This window comes from Alistipes sp. cv1 (genome assembly GCF_900240235.1).
GTDB classification, from domain to species: Bacteria; Bacteroidota; Bacteroidia; order Bacteroidales; family Rikenellaceae; genus Alistipes_A; species Alistipes_A hominis.
This window is the reverse complement of record NZ_OEPW01000001.1, coordinates 265,699-280,976: the sequence shown is the minus strand read 5'-3', so window position 1 is coordinate 280,976 and position 15,278 is coordinate 265,699. Positions and strand designations below refer to the sequence as shown.

At 56.1% G+C, this 15,278-nt stretch carries 12 protein-coding genes; 3 read left to right on the top strand and 9 right to left on the bottom strand.

What is annotated here, in order from left to right; genetic code table 11:
- Positions 1 to 3: 3 nt before the first annotated feature.
- From C1A08_RS01210 to C1A08_RS01195, 4 genes are all read right to left on the bottom strand, one after another.
- Positions 4 to 1,833 (bottom strand): hypothetical protein, encoded by a 1,830-nt coding sequence (locus C1A08_RS01210; RefSeq protein ID WP_101570826.1) that lies wholly within the window; start codon positions 1,831 to 1,833, stop codon positions 4 to 6.
- An 83-nt stretch (positions 1,834 to 1,916) separates the two neighbouring features.
- On the bottom strand, positions 1,917 to 3,227 hold the full coding sequence (locus C1A08_RS01205) for a family 43 glycosylhydrolase (RefSeq protein WP_101570824.1): 1,311 nt from the start codon (positions 3,225 to 3,227) through the stop codon (positions 1,917 to 1,919).
- 68 nt (positions 3,228 to 3,295) lie between these two features.
- Entirely contained in the window at positions 3,296 to 4,330 is a 1,035-nt protein-coding gene (locus tag C1A08_RS01200; protein ID WP_101570822.1) for a glycoside hydrolase family 43 protein, read from the bottom strand.
- 19 nt (positions 4,331 to 4,349) lie between these two features.
- On the bottom strand, positions 4,350 to 5,279 hold the full coding sequence (locus C1A08_RS01195; protein WP_101570820.1) for an HAD family hydrolase: 930 nt from the start codon (positions 5,277 to 5,279) through the stop codon (positions 4,350 to 4,352).
- A gap of 497 nt (positions 5,280 to 5,776) precedes the next feature.
- Here C1A08_RS01195 and C1A08_RS13190 point away from each other — a divergent pair, with 497 nt between their 5' ends.
- The 3 genes from C1A08_RS13190 (at position 5,777) to C1A08_RS01180 (ending at position 8,158) form a co-directional block, all read left to right on the top strand.
- Positions 5,777 to 6,343 (top strand): hypothetical protein, encoded by a 567-nt coding sequence (locus C1A08_RS13190; RefSeq protein ID WP_153498012.1) that lies wholly within the window; start codon positions 5,777 to 5,779, stop codon positions 6,341 to 6,343.
- Between the two features lie 38 nt (positions 6,344 to 6,381).
- The gene (locus C1A08_RS01185; protein ID WP_055203906.1) at positions 6,382 to 7,161 is read left to right on the top strand and encodes a 3-keto-disaccharide hydrolase; all 780 of its coding nucleotides are present in this window, start codon (positions 6,382 to 6,384) and stop codon (positions 7,159 to 7,161) included.
- Positions 7,162 to 7,240: 79 nt separating this feature from the next.
- Positions 7,241 to 8,158: a ThuA domain-containing protein gene (locus tag C1A08_RS01180; protein WP_101570816.1), complete on the top strand. Its 918-nt coding sequence runs from the start codon at positions 7,241 to 7,243 to the stop codon at positions 8,156 to 8,158.
- An 88-nt stretch (positions 8,159 to 8,246) separates the two neighbouring features.
- Here C1A08_RS01180 and C1A08_RS01175 read toward each other — a convergent pair whose 3' ends face one another.
- From C1A08_RS01175 to recN, 5 genes are all read right to left on the bottom strand, one after another.
- The gene (locus tag C1A08_RS01175; protein WP_101570814.1) at positions 8,247 to 9,797 is read right to left on the bottom strand and encodes an alpha-isopropylmalate synthase regulatory domain-containing protein; all 1,551 of its coding nucleotides are present in this window, start codon (positions 9,795 to 9,797) and stop codon (positions 8,247 to 8,249) included.
- A gap of 13 nt (positions 9,798 to 9,810) precedes the next feature.
- Complete coding sequence (gene leuD, locus C1A08_RS01170; protein WP_055203912.1) at positions 9,811 to 10,404, bottom strand: 3-isopropylmalate dehydratase small subunit; 594 nt, start codon at positions 10,402 to 10,404, stop codon at positions 9,811 to 9,813.
- Positions 10,405 to 10,442: 38 nt separating this feature from the next.
- Positions 10,443 to 11,846, bottom strand: a complete 1,404-nt coding sequence (gene leuC, locus C1A08_RS01165) for a 3-isopropylmalate dehydratase large subunit (protein ID WP_055203914.1) — start codon at positions 11,844 to 11,846, stop codon at positions 10,443 to 10,445.
- Positions 11,847 to 11,862: 16 nt separating this feature from the next.
- Positions 11,863 to 13,377 carry a 2-isopropylmalate synthase gene (locus tag C1A08_RS01160; RefSeq protein ID WP_055203916.1) on the bottom strand — a complete coding sequence of 505 codons (1,515 nt, stop codon included), beginning with the start codon at positions 13,375 to 13,377 and terminating at the stop codon, positions 11,863 to 11,865.
- A gap of 207 nt (positions 13,378 to 13,584) precedes the next feature.
- Positions 13,585 to 15,252, bottom strand: coding sequence for a DNA repair protein RecN (recN, locus tag C1A08_RS01155; RefSeq protein WP_101570812.1), 1,668 nt, complete (start codon positions 15,250 to 15,252; stop codon positions 13,585 to 13,587).
- Positions 15,253 to 15,278 lie beyond the last annotated feature (26 nt).

Here is a 15,278-nt window from a genome sequence, read left to right as displayed (position 1 = left end):
GGGTTATCTGCTGAAGGCGTATCGGTATCTGAACCGTCCGTTGGGCGCGGCGTCTCCGTCCGAGAGGCACTGCTGGATGTCTCCCTGATCGACCGCGTTGTCGATCCACTTGAAATCCACGGTGAAGTTCTTCGGATTTTTCACTCCGATTGCGGCGAACGGAACCGCAACGACCATTTCGTTGTCCGAGACGCGGTAATCCAGGTCGGCGATCTTTTCCCAATTCCATCCGTTGCGCGACCGCGACAGCGCGGTTTTCGATCCGTCGGCGGCCGGATTTCCGACCGCATACTGGAATCCTTCCCAGTCGGGCAGCCCGGAGCCTTTCACGTCGATGAACAGCCGCATCCATTTCGGGTCGGTGCAGGACGTGATCGGCCGGTCGGTGCGGACGTAGAACCACAGCGTTTTTCCGTCGTTGGCCATTTTCGCTTCGACGATGTCGTTGCGTCCGGTCGTATTGATCAACTGTCCGATCCGTCCGTAACCGATGTGGTTGCGGTGGAACGTGTCGCCCCGGTCGTCCGCGTAAACGGCTTTGACCTGCTGCCAGGTCGTCATGTCGCCCGGGTCGATTCGGTGAATGTCCGAATGTACCTCGATCGGTTCCACGCCTTTGTAGCGGCGGATAAAGTCGCAGAGCTGGTAGTAGTAGTTGTCGCCGAACCCGCCGCGCAGCGGTTCGATGTCGCGGCTGTATTCGTGGTTGTAGAGATCCCAAAAATAAGTGTCACCCTCTTTCAGATCCCGGTCGCCGCACTTGAGAAAGTCGTTGTGGTCGATGATCCGGATCGCCGTCCATTCGTTCCATCCGGCGAAGAAGACAAATTCCGGATCGAGCTCCATTGCTCGCGAGAACTGTTCGGCGAAACAGAGCCCCTGCTCCGAATGTTGATGCGCCTTGTCGGGTTGCTGTCCGTTGTGGTAGCTGCGTCCGACGCGGCGTACGCGTCCTCCGTCGGTGATCGGGTGGGTGGCCGGAGCGACCGAAACCGCTTCCGGCTTATCGGGCGATTCGTGCCAGCCCGCATTCTGCGGATAGTAGTCGGCCCACGGCCATTTGTCGCGTCCGTCGCCGAACCACTCCCACTCCGGAAGCGAGCAGAACCACGAATGCCGGATCGTGAAAAAGTCGGCGAACTGCGGCGTTACGTCCTGCGGAGGGCATAGGATCAGCGGTTTCCCTTTCCAGTAGAACCATAGATCTTTGTACAGTCCTTTTGCGTAAAAATTGTCGTACAGACGTTGGACGGTCTCCCGGGCCTGCGTGTTGAAGATGAATGACAGTTGCGGGGTTCTTCCGCCTGCTTCCCGGATCTGCGTATATACTTTGCAGAGGTTTTTCAACTGCGGCAGGTAGATCACCGCATTGGTCAGGTCGACGATGATGACGTCCACGCCCGCATCGGTCAGCATTTGCGCGTGTTTGCGGATTACCCAATCGTCGTCGGCCAGGTAGTAACCCAGGTAGGGTTCTCCCCAGTGATGGAATACCCACTGCGGTCCGTATTGCGGATTCTGCGGATTTTCGGTCATCAGTTTCTGGTTGTCGTACGGACTCAGCGTATCGGTCGGCTGCGGAATGCGGACGCCTTCGTCGGGCAATTGCTTCATGTAGGTGTCGTAACCGCTCGTGCCGTGCCAGATGACGAAGAACATGCCGACCGTTTTGCCCGGTCTCGGAGCGCCGTACTGTTCGGTCGATCCGATCGTGCGTCCCAGTGCATCCTGCGCCGTCCATGTCTGCGGGCGCGTCGCGGGGGGAGCGCAAAACAGCGTTTGCGGCGTCGTCAGAGCAGTTGCCAGTAAGATGCTTAGGTAGAGTTTTTTCATAGATTAGGTTTTAAGGTCGTAGGTTTGCAGGTTAAAGGAACAGCCGGAGTCCGACTCCGGCTGTTCCGGTCGTATCGGGTCGTCTACTGCTTTCCGAAACGGAACGCGTCGACCGTAAACAACTCGTCTGCGTCTTTGTCGCCGGTGAAACGCAGCGTCAGGGCATGTACCCCCTTGACAGGCTGTATTTTTGCGGTCAGCGTGACCGGTTTCCCGTCGTCCGACGCCGGAACATCGACGACGCCTACCGGCGGGGTCCACAGGTTGTCGATCCATACTTCGATCTTGCCTCCGGCTTTCGGGGTGACGTCCACCGTAAAGCTGTCGGCCCCGTCTCCGAAATCGAGGTATTTATAGACGGCGTAATTTTCGTTCTGTATGCCGCTCAGTTCTTCGTTATCCGGTGCGCAGAGGCGTATCCGCGTATTTCCCCACAGCAGACACGCCCGTTCCGCCCCGGTTTTGTCGAATGCGTTCAGCGGATCGCCGGCTCCCTGAGAGGTCATTTCCACTTCGTTGATGCTTCCGTCTTCGTTGAATGTGATCGGTTCCATACAGGCTTTGCGCATCGACCGAGCGCCGTTCGTCGTCCGGTGGTAGAGTACGTACCATTGTCCGTTGAACTCGCAGATCGAGCCGTGGTTGTTCCACGATTCGGGATCGCATCCGGCGTTATCGACGATTACGCCGCCGTATTTGAACGGTCCGAGCGGCGATTTCGACGTCGCATAGCCGATGCAGGTCGGACGTCCTTTGCGCAGGTGAGCGTAAACCATGTAATAGATTCCGTTGCGCTTGCGCATACTGCTGCCTTCGTGGAAAAAGTGATCTTTTTCAGTGACCAGTCCGTCTACTATCGTCGTAGTGTCCACTTCCAGCATGTTGTCTTTCAGTTTGGCCCCTTTGGCCGAGAATTGCCCCCAGTAGAGGTACGCCTGTCCGTCGTCGTCGACGAAGACCGCCGGGTCGATCTGCGAAATACCTTTCATCGGCTGACCGTTTTTGAACGGTCCGTCGGGCGAGTCCGATACAGCCACGCCTTCGTCGATCGCGTCCCGCATACTGTAATATAAATAGTATTTGCCGTTTTTGTAAGCGGCGTCCGAAGCGTAGAGTTCGCCGTCGCTGTACGGAACCTGGTCGTTCGGCCCCTTCGAGGCGAAAGCGTTTTTGGTGATCTTCCAGTTTTTCAGGTCGGATGTCGACAGCAGGTCGTAACTCCACGAACAGTAGTAGTCCGGGCTTTCGTCGCGCGAAACGTAGAGGTACAGTTTCCCGTCCTTCCATTGGTGTCCTTCGGGATCGGCCAGGTATACTCCCGGCGGAACGATCGGGTTTTGTCCGTAAAGCGTGCCGCAAGCCAGCAGGCCGGCAATAAACAGTGATTTTTTCATTTCCAGATGGTCTATTGGGTAAAGTTAATAAAAATCGGATTAAAACGATAACGTATATGCGATCGATTTTACGGTACCGGCTGCGGCGTCGAAGTCGGGCCGTCCGTCTTCAGTTTGCCGTTTTTGTCGAAGAACAGCCGGTCGATGCACACCACCCGGTCGAACGACGGCTTCGGACAGGCGGGATCGGTATGGCGATGATAGACGATCCATAGTTTCCCGTCCTTCGTTCGGACGATCGAGTTGTGTCCCGGAGACGATACTCCTTTACTCAGGTCGGTCGTCATCAGCGGGTTGTCGTCGTATTTCGTCCACGGGCCGAGCGGGTGGGGGGCCGTCGCGATCCCGATTCCGTAGAACTCGAATCCGGTGTCGTTGGCCGAGTAGGTCATATAATAGGTTTTCCCTTTTTTGATGACGGTGACCCCTTCGTTGCAACGGTTTACGTTCCAGCGCACTTTTTCCCACGGTTGCGATGCACGTGAGACCAGCCGCGGTTCGCCGACCATTCCCGAAAGATCCTTTTTCAGTTCCACGACGTAGTTCTCTCCGTATCCATAACCGTCCTGATTTCCGTTTTTGCTGAAGTACAGGTAGGGCGTTTTCGCTTTGTCGTCGTCCACGAAAATATGGCAATCGATGGCCGAATATCCCAGGTCGAACCACGGCGTATAAAGTTCTTCGAACGGCCCGTCCGGCGTGTCGCTGACGGCCAGGCACGACAACAGTACGCCCCGTTCGGCGTTCAGGCAACTGTACGTCATGTAGAATTTTCCTTTATAGTACTTTACCTCCGGAGCCCAGAATGCCCCGGCGCCGAAATGCCCGGCCGATTTGCGAAACAGCGGCCCCCCGTATTCCCACGTCACGAGGTCTTTCGAGGTATAGTAATCGAAACCGCAGTCTCCGGCCGTGGTTCCGGTCATGTAATAGGTACCTTTGTATTCGTATACGAACGGGTCGGCGACTTGCAACACTTCTCCGTCGGTCGTCCGTACCGGATTCGTGTACGTGTCTTTTTCGGATTCCGGATTTCGGGCGCTGCCGTGCGTAGCAGGCGCCAGTAGACTGCATAATAAGAAAACGAGGATTGTGTTTTTCATGGGTCGTATCGGATTTGCGTTATTGAATTGCAGAATTGGTGCGGTTTTGCGGAATTCCGTATGCCTTACATGCCCAGTCGTAACCTTCGTCCGGCACGTCGTTGCAGCGGACGGCGATCGTATTCGGGTCCGTTTCCCAGAAAGCCTTTACCGTTTTGCCGCCCATCGCCTCTTCGGGTTTCGTGTCGTCCGGGTTGACGATCACGCGCAGACCGACCGATTCGAGCATCATCTCCATGTCTCCGCGCGAGTTGCCACCGACCAGGATCGGCCGGGCCTTAATAAAGGTGTTGAGCGCTTCGGCTTTACCGGCGTCCTGCGGGATCGGACGCACCGTTTCGTCGGTGACGATCCCGTCGCGGATGCAGGATTTGACTCCGATGATCCGGTCGACCGGAATCCCCAGCTCTTCGTGGATAAACCGCTGGTACAATAGTTCAGGAGAGGCCGTAATCACCCAGATTTCGATGCCGTATTCCTCGAGGTTTCCGAGCAGTTCTTTCATCTCCGGATAAAATTTCCGCTGGAATTTGTCGTGGAAACACTCCCAGCCGACCCGGCACATCTCGTCGGGAGTCATTCCGGCATAGAACCGGATGTAATTTTCGATGTAGGAGAAAGTGACGTTGTCCCCGTCGATCAACTGCCGGCAGACCGCCCACTTCGTTTTCGAATTTTCATCCTTTTTGCCTTCGTAATTTTTACGGGCGAAATCGTAAGTGGCTTCGTCGGCGAGGTAGTACGGCGTTTGGCCGAGCAGCGTGCCGTCGCAGTCGAAAACGGCTACCTTGCGTTCTTTCATCGTGCGGGTGGAGTTCAGAAACGATTCCAGTTTCCGGTTCGTTTCGGCGGAGAAGCCGGCGATCGGGCGGTAAGTTTGGGCGTTGACGCTCCATGCCAGCATCGCGAAAACGAGCGGTGCGATCGACCGGAAGGTTTTTTTGATCATGTCGGTTCGGGTTTGAAACAATATACGGATTACAGATATGGTATAAGTCGATTCTGAAAAACGATTCGGATGTCAAATATACAAAAAAGGTCCGGTATAAATACCGGACCCAACCTAACTTAACCCAACTTTACCTAACTGCATCGCAGCTAACCTAACCTAAAACTAACCTTAACATTAACCTTTTTCGCTGAGAACCAATTTGCTTAAGCCGTTCGATTTCGTTCCGCCATACGCTTACCGGTTTATCAACTTTTCCTACGTGCAATATTAGACCTTTTGCGAGGCATTTTTTTTCATGAGCTATCCATTTTTTTGCAATCCTGTTCCGATTTACGGGTTTAACGGTTAAAATTCGCGAAAAAGAAAAACAAATTCGGGTTTTGTAAGATTTTAATGAATTAGTTGTAACTTTGGTTCGTCATCCGGCGGACGTATCCGGCAACCGGGGCAAAAGCTGCCGGATACGTATTTCTGCGGTTGCAAAAATGGAGTTTATGAAAGGAAAATGGATGCTTGGTGCCGTCCTGATTTTTATTTTTCTCTCAGGAGGGTGCGATAAGACGGACGATTCGAGTTTTGTTACGGATGTTTATTGGTTCCGGACGGCGACCCAGACGGTCGATGTCGATACGTCGTTGCGGGTTCCCGTCGAGCAGCCCATTTATGTCTACCGCCTGGGAGGAGTCGAATATGCCGTCGACACCCTCGCTTTCGAGGTGCTGCCGGAATACACTACGGCCGTCGATCCCGACAACTATCAGTTGGTTAATTCGGTCGTGCGGTTCGTGACTGCCGATACGCTGCGTTCGGAGATCGTATTGAAGATTTATCCGGAGACGCTGCTGAAGCCCGATACGGTCGCTCTGAAACTGCTTTACACGCATCCGGCCAATACCGGAAACAACCGTCGTCACGACCGGATCCGGGTAATCCTGAATCCTGTCAAGCCGCCGGAACCGGATCCCGAGCCCGAAGAGCCTGAACAACCCGACGATCCGGATAATCCCGATGATCCGGATAACCCGGACGATTCCGGAACTACGGAAACGCCGGCCGAATGAGCGGAACATTTACCGAACATTAACCAATACATTAAAAAATGAAACATTTATTATTGTTGAGTGCCTGGTGCGTGGGGGTATGCGCGGGCGCCGCCGGTCAGGATGCCAAAAAATACCCCGATCCCGCGCCGATGACGCACGACATGTCCGAGTTCTGGACGCCGCAACCGAAAATCGTTACGCCTCCGGATATGGACAATGCGGTGGTTGCGCCGCCGTCCGACGCCGTCGTTCTGCTGGGGCTGAAAGACAACGCGATCAGCGAATGGGTAAACTGCGAGGAGGGCAAGCCCGTCGGCTGGCAGATCGAGAATGGGATCATGACCGTCAAGCCGCACTCCGGCAGCATCCGCACGAAAAAGGATTTCGGCGACTTCCAGTTGCACCTCGAGTGGAGCGCACCGACCGAAATCGTCGGCGAAAGCCAGGGACGCGGCAACAGCGGCGTGTTTATGCAAGGCATGTACGAAGTGCAGATTCTCGACAACTACCAGAACGAAACCTATGCGAACGGCCAGGCCGGGAGTATCTATAAGCAGACTCCGCCGCTGGTGAACGCCTGCCAGAAACCGGGCAAATGGAATACTTACGATATTATCTATACCGCTCCGCGTTTCAAGGAGGACGGCTCGCTGCAATCGCACGGGCGCATTACCGTGCTGCATAACGGTGTTTTGGTGCAGAACAATACGATGATTCTCGGAACGACCGAGTTTATCGGTTTCCCGCGGATCGTCGCGCACGGCAAGGGCCCGATCATCTTGCAGGATCATTTGAATCCGGTGCGTTTCCGCAATATCTGGATCCGCGAACTGTAATCCGGAGGACTTACCGGCAAAGGGAGGCGGATTCCGGCTCCCTTTCGCTATCTTTAGGAATCACCTGAACGTTAACCTTATGTATAGAAAAACGATTTTGAAGGCTGCGCTGCTGCTGGTATGCGTCGTCTGTTTTCCCGGTGTGTCCTGCGCCCGCAGACCGATCCGGGCGTTGATCGTCACCGGGCAGAATAACCACAACTGGCCCGTCAGCCACCGGGCGTTGCAGGCCATCCTGCAAAATTCCGGACTGTTTGCCGTCGATCTGGCGGTTTCTCCGCCGCAGGGCGGCGATATGGATGCTTTCGATCCCGATTTTAGCGCCTATCGGGTGGTGATCCTGGATTATAACGGAGACCGCTGGAGCGCTTCGACCGAGCGGCGTTTTCTGGATTATGTCCGCGACGGAGGCGGAGTGGTGCTCTACCACGCCGCCGACAATGCTTTTCCCGATTGGGAGGAATTTAATCGTATTGCCGCTCTCGGAGGTTGGGGAGGTCGCGACGAGCGTTCCGGCCCGTACCTGTACTGGAAGGACGGAAGTTTGGTAAGAGACACGACGAAGGGGCCCGGAGGCTCGCACGGCGAACAGCGCGAATACTCGATGAATGGCCGTAATGCCGAACATCCGGTTGTCCGGGGATTGCCCGGGCGGTGGATACATGCGACCGACGAGCTGTACGATCGGATGCGCGGTCCGGCCAATGTCGCGGAATTGCTGTACACGGCCTATGCCGATCCCGGACGAGGAGGTTCCGGACGCGAAGAGCCGTTGGTTTTTACCGTCGATTACGGGAAAGCCCGCATATTTCACTTGATGATCGGTCATGCGGGACCGAGTCTCGAAGACAATCCGGCCATGCAGTGCACGGGGTTTCAAACGTTGTTGCTGCGCGGGTCGGAATGGGCCGCTACCGGGAAAGTCCGTCAGCGGGTCCCCGACGACTTCCCGACGGAGCGGAAAAGCAGTTTGCGTAAGGATTACCGGAAGCCTTGAATGCTTTGCTGTATGGTTTGTTCACCAGATAAAACGGGCGGCCCAATCTTGAGGGGCCGCCCGTTTCGGTTTTGCGGGATTCCGGTTATTAATTTTCGCCGGACGACTGTTGATTGAGGATGTTTTCGACTTTGTTCAACATTTTGAGCGTCGCCTTGATAGCGGCTTCCGTCTGGTCGGCGTCCAGCCCGCGGGTCTTGAACGTTTCGCCGCGGTATTCCCACGTGATGTAGGTCTGGACGAAAGCGTCGGTGCGTCCTCCCGGAGGAATCGATACCGAATAGTTGACCAGCATCGGGAAATCGCGTTTCAGTTGCTCCTTGTAGATTTTCCGGATGGCCCGCATGAATGCGTCGTACTGCCCGTCTCCCGACGAGGTTTCCTCGTAATCCCGATCGTTGATCCGGATTTTCACGGTCGCCACCGGCCTAAGGCCATACGACAGAGACAGATTGTAATTCAGGATATGCACCTTTACGTCGTAAACGTCCTGTTTCAGGATGTCCGCGATGATGTAAGGCAGGTCTTCCGACGTTACGGCCTGTTTCTTGTCGCCCAGTTCGATGATCCGTTCGGTCACTTTGCGCATCGCTTCCTCGTCGAGGTCGATGCCCAGCGTATCGAGATTTTTTTTGATATTCGCCTTGCCCGACATCTTTCCGAGCGCGTATTCGCGCACCCGTCCGAACCGTTCGGGCAACAGGTCGTTGTAGTACAGGTTGTCCTTATTGTCCCCGTCGGCATGGATGCCGGCGCACTGCGTGAATACGTTTTCGCCGACGACCGGTTCGTTGGCCGGGATGTGGATGCCCGTGTAGGTTTCCACTATCCGGCTGACGTGGTTGATGCTCTTCTCGACGATCGTATTACGCACTTTCAGGTGGTCGTTCAACACGGCGATCACGCTCGACAGCGGCGCATTCCCGGCCCGTTCGCCCAATCCGTTGACGGTCGTATGGATGCCCTGCACTCCGGCTTTGACGGCTGCGGCGACGTTGGCGACCGCCAGATCGTAGTCGTTGTGCGCGTGGAAGTCGAAATGCAGCTCCGGATAGCGTTCCACCATGTCGCGGCAAAAAGCGTAGCAGTCGTCCGGGTTCAGCACCCCGAGCGTGTCGGGAATCATAAAGCGCCGGATAGGCTCTCTTTTCAGCGTATCGACCATCTCGTAAACGTAGTCGGGCGAAAAACGCATCCCGTTCGACCAGTCTTCCAGATAGATGTTGACCGCGATGCCCATTTCGGTCGCTTGCGCGATGGCCGTTTTGATATCGGCGAAGTGTTGCTGCGGGGTTTTGCGCAGTTGAAGTTCGCAATGACGGCGCGAGCCTTTCGCCAGTAGGTTGACTACCCGGCAGCCGGCGTCTGCGATCCATTTCAACGATACCCCGTTGTCGACGAATCCCAGTACTTCCACACGATCCAGATACCCGCGTGCGGCAGCCCACTGCGCAATCCTGCGCACCGATTCGAATTCGCCCTCCGACACCCGTGCCGAAGCGATTTCAATCCGGTTTACGTGCAGTTCGTCGAGCAGCAGGCGGGCCATACTGAGTTTTTCGCGTACCGCGAACGAAACCCCGGAGGTCTGTTCGCCGTCGCGCAACGTCGTATCGAGTATCTCAATCTCTTTTACCATAAGCGTAAGGAAGTTAGGCCCGGGCCTTTTCGAAACGGGCGATATCGTCTTGGATGCTCAACAGATAGTCTACGTCGTCGTACCCGTTCAACAGGCATTCTTTTTTGTATCCGTCGATTTCGAACGAAGTTTTTTCGCCGGTCGAGCAGATCGTGAAGGTCTGATTCGGCAGGTCGACTTCGAATTGAGCCTTCGGATCGGCAGCGATGGCGGCGAATATTTTGTTTAAGAACTCGTCGCTGACCTGTACCATTACCAGGCCGTTGTTCAGCGCGTTGTTGCGGAAAATATCGGCGAAAAAGCTTGATACCACCACCCGGAATCCGTAGTCGAAAATCGCCCACGCGGCATGTTCGCGCGACGAACCGCAGCCGAAGTTTTTTGCGGCCACCAGGATCTCGCCGCCGAATTTCGGATCGTTCAGCGGGAAGGAGTCCACCTTGTTGCCGGCCTTATCGTAACGCCAGTCGCGGAACAAATTGTCCCCGAAGCCTTTGCGTTCGACCGCTTTCAGGAAGCGGGCGGGAATGATCTGGTCGGTATCGACGTTCTCTATATTCAGCGGACAGGCCGTAGTCGTTAATTTCGTGAATTTTGGAATAGCCATGGTATTTGAAAATTATGCACCTCGTGCTTGTTATCGGATTAAAGGTTGAATACTTCGCGCGGATCGGAGATCACGCCGGTTACGGCGGCGGCGGCGGCTACCAGCGGTCCCGCCAGCATCGTGCGGGCTCCCGGACCCTGGCGTCCCTCGAAATTGCGGTTCGAGGTCGATACGCTGTACATGCCCGAAGGAATTTTGTCCGCGTTCATCGCCAGGCAGGCCGAGCAACCGGGCTGTCGCAGTTCGAAACCGGCTTCGTTCAGGATCGTTTCCAGTCCTTCGGCTTTGGCCTGCGCTTCGACCATCTTCGAACCCGGAACGAGCCATGCGGTTACGTTCGGCGCTTTCTTGCGGCCTTTCACGGCGTTGGCGAACTGCCGGAAGTCCTCGATCCGACCGTTGGTGCAACTACCCAGAAACACGTAATCGACCTTTTTGCCGAGCATCTTCTCGCCGCTGTGGAAGCCCATGTAATTCAGCGATTTGTCGAAGCTGACCTTGTCGCTGCCGCTGAGTCCTTCGCCCGACGGAATCGTGCCGGTAATGCCCATTCCCATGCCCGGGTTCGTACCGTACGTGATCATCGGCTCGATATCGGCGGCGTCGAACGCGTATTCGGTGTCGAAATGCGCGTCCTGATCCGAATAAAGTTCTTTCCAGGCGGCTACGGCTTTGTCGAAATCGGCTCCCTGCGGGGCTCGGTTGCGGCCTTTCACGTAGTCGAACGTCGTTTGGTCGGGGGCGATGATGCCGCCGCGCGCGCCGCATTCGATGCTCATATTGCAGACGGTCATCCGCTCTTCCATCGACAGGTCGCGGATCGCTTCGCCGGCGAACTCGATAAAATGTCCCGTTCCGCCCGACGCCGATATCTTCGAGATGATGTACAGGACGATGTCTTTGGCCGTCACCCCTTTGCCGCGCTTGCCGTTCACGGTAATGCGCATTGTTTTGGGCTTCGGCTGCAGGATGCACTGCGAAGCGAATACCATTTCGACTTCCGACGTGCCGATTCCGAATGCGACGGCGCCGAAAGCCCCGTGCGTCGAGGTGTGGCTGTCGCCGCATACGATCGTCATGCCGGGCTGAGTGATCCCCTGTTCGGGCCCGACGATATGCACGACACCGTGTCCGGGACTGCCCAGCTTGAAGTATTCCACACCGTTCTCCTCGCAGTTGCGGCTGAACGATTCGAGCTGTTTGCGGCTCTGTTCTTCGGCGACGGGTCGATCCTGGTTCAGGGTCGGCACGTTGTGATCCGGCGTTCCGGTCGTCTGCTGCGGCCGGGCTACTTTGATCCCGCGGTTTTTGAGTCCCAGAAAAGCGACCGGCGAGGTTACTTCGTGAATATAATGACGGTCGATATATAATACGCTGCGGCCGCCGTCCAACTGACGGACTACGTGTGCATCCCAAACTTTGTCAAAAAGTGTTTTTCCCATTTTCGTGTGTTTATGATTATTCTGTTTTTTCCGTTACATTGAGCAGGTTCAGTCCGTCCACGAAAGCTTCGACGGCCGCTTTTACGACGTCCGTATTAGCCGAAAAACCGTGGACCAGCATCGACCCGCATTTGACCTGTACGTGTACGCGGCCTACGTCGTCGCTGCCCTTGTTCATCGCCTGGATCAGGAATTCGGTGATCTGTACCGTTTCGTTGATCAGCGTTTTGATCGCTTTGACCGCCGCGTCCACCGGGCCGTTTCCGGTGCAGGTGGCCGTGCGTTCGCTGTCGCCGATCTTGACGATGACCGTCGCGGTGGGGATCAGCGTGCCGGTCAGGATTTGCAGGTATTTCAGTTTGATCCGCTTGCCGACCTTTTCGCCGGTGGCGGCCCCGACCAGATAGAGCAGGTCGTCGTCGCGGACGTCCTTCTTCTTGTCGGCCAGTTCGAGGAACTTGGCGTATACTTCGTCCAGTTCTTTCTGTTCGAGTTTGAATCCGAGCAGTTCGAGCCGGTGGTTCAGCGCCGCGCGGCCGCTGCGGGCCGTCAGGGCGATCACCGATTCGTCCAGTCCGACATCGACCGGATTGATGATCTCGTAGCTTTCGCGGCTTTTCAGCACGCCGTCCTGGTGGATTCCCGACGAGTGGGCGAAGGCGTTGCGTCCGACGATCGCCTTGTTGGCCTGTACCGGCATGTTCATCATGCTGGCTACCATGCGGCTGGTCGAAGTCAACAATTTCGAATTGATCGACGTATCGACATTCAAGTGCTTGTGGCAGCGCAGTGCCATTACCACCTCTTCGAGCGAGGTGTTGCCGGCGCGTTCGCCGATCCCGTTGATCGTCACTTCAGCTTGGCGGGCGCCGTTGATGACGGCTTCCAGCGTGTTGGCCGTCGCCATTCCGAGGTCGTTGTGGCAGTGCGTCGAGATGATCGCCTTGTGGATGTTGCCGACGTTTTCCATCAGGTATTTGATTTTCCGCCCGTACTCTTGCGGCAGGCAGTATCCGGTCGTGTCGGGGATATTGACCACCGTAGCGCCCGCTTTAATGACCGCTTCGATGACGCGCGCCAGGTATTCGTTGTCGGCCCGGCCGGCGTCTTCGGCGTAAAATTCGACGTCTTCGACATATTTCTTCGCGTGTTTCACGGCGGCTACGGCCCGTTCGATGATCTCTTCGGGGGTCGATTTGAGCTTGTCGTAAATATGCGAGTGGGACACGCCGATCCCGGTATGGATCCGCTTATGTTTGGCCAGCGCCAGCGCGTCGGCGGCTACGTCGATGTCTTTCTGTACGGCGCGGGTCAGCGCGCAGATCGTGGGATTCGAAACCGCCTTCGAAATTTCGCGCACCGAATTGAAGTCGCCCGGACTCGAAATCGGGAAACCTGCTTCCAGGATATCTACGCCCAGTTCTTCCAGGGCGCGGGCTACTTCTATCTTTTCAATCGTATTCAACTGGCAACCGGGAACCTGTTCTCCGTCGCGCAACGTCGTGTCGAAAATAAATAATTTCTCACTCATGGCATCAAGTCTTTTAAACCGTAATTCTACATTCTTTCATTTACAAAATTAGCGGTTTCATTTCGAAAGTAGTCAAGTCGCAAATATACAAATACGACGGCAAAAAAGCAAAACGGCGCGACTAAAGAGTCCATAATAAATGCGATACGCTCCCGTGCCGCCGCAAAATGTACGACGTCAACCTGTCCGGGGGAAAAGCATGAAGGGTTACTGTTCCGGCCTGATATCCAGCAGCAGCCGTGCCTGTTCGCGCGCGGCTGCGGTGACGTCCGTGCCGCTGAGCATTTTTGCGATTTCGTCGATGCGTTGCTGCTGATCGAGTTTGCGGATGCGGGTGGTCGTGGTCAATCCGGATTCTTCTTTGTATACGAAGAAGTGATGGTCGCCTTTGCTGGCGATCTGCGGCAGGTGCGTGATGTTGACGACCTGAAGGTCGTCCGACAGGCGGCTGATGATCTCGCCCATCCGGTCGGCGATCGACCCGGACACGCCGGTGTCTATTTCGTCGAAGATGATGGTCGGCAGTTGGCTGTGGTGCGCGACGATCGCTTTGAGGCTCAGCATCAGCCGCGACATTTCGCCGCCCGAGGCGACTCGTTCGATCGGCTGCGGCGGCATGTGGCGGTTGGCCGTGAACAAAAAGCGGATGTCGTCCGCGCCGTCGGGTTGCAGTTCCGCTGCCGGCGTGATTCCGATACGCAACTCGGCCGCCGGCATTCCCAGTTCTGCGAGCATCTCTTTGACCTGCTTTTCGACGTGCGGGACGGTTTTTTTGCGTCCGGCGGTGATTTCTGCGGCCTGCTTCGCGGCTTTTACGCGTAACTCTCCGATCCGCCGCGATAGCGTTTCGATGGCCTGCGCCGATCCTTCGAGCTGCGCGAGGCGCTTTTGGTAATCGTCCTGTAGGGCGAGCAACGTTTCGACGGAATCCGCCTTGTGCTTTTGTTGCAGCGAGTAGATCAGGTCGAGCCGCTGCGACACCGATTCGAGTCGTTGCGGATCGGCTTCCAAGCGATCTCCTTCGGAGGCGATCTCGGAGGCCATGTCTTTCAGGTCGAGCGCGGCGCTGTGCAGCCGGGTATAGAAGGCGTCGGCCTGCGGATAGACCCTGGCGATCCGACCGAGCGACACTTCGATCTCTTTGATCCGACCGAGCAGGTTTTCATCGGCTCCGGTCATCTCCTGCGAGATCCATAGCAGCGTATCCTTGATTTCGGCCGCGTGGGACAATTCGGTCTGTTGCGCTTCGAGTTCAGCCTGTTCTCCCTCTTTTAGTTTGGCCTTTTGCAATTCGTCCGACTGGAAGGCGAGGTATTCTCGGTCGCGGTCGTTCGCTTCAGCCTGTTGCCGCAGCCGGTTCAGTTCGCGTTCGGATTGTTGCAGTGCAGCGAACGCCTCCTTGTAACGCGACAGCAGACCGTCGTGCGAAGCGACGCTGTCCACGATACCGGTCTGGAAACGGTTGTCCGCGAGCAGCAGGGTTTGGTGCTGCGAATGAATGTCGATCAGCCGGCTGCCGATCTCGCGCAAGGTGTTCATCTGTACGGGAATGTCGTTCACATAGGCCCGGCTTTTTCCTCCCGGCGTGACGATGCGCCGGATGATTGTCCGGTTTTCGTAGTCGATGTCCAACGATTCGAACAATACCTCCAGTCCGTATCCGTCGATGTCGAATTCCGCTTCGATGACGCAGTTGCGCTGGCTGTTCTTAATCGCCGCGGCATCGGTGCGATTACCGAGAATCAGGCCGAGAGCCCCGAGCAGGATCGATTTTCCGGCTCCGGTCTCTCCGGTGACGATATTCAGCCCGGCGGCCAGTTCGATGTCCAACCGGTCGATCAGCGCGTAATTTTCAACCGACAAACGATTCAGCATGGCGATTTCAAAAGTTTATCCAGACG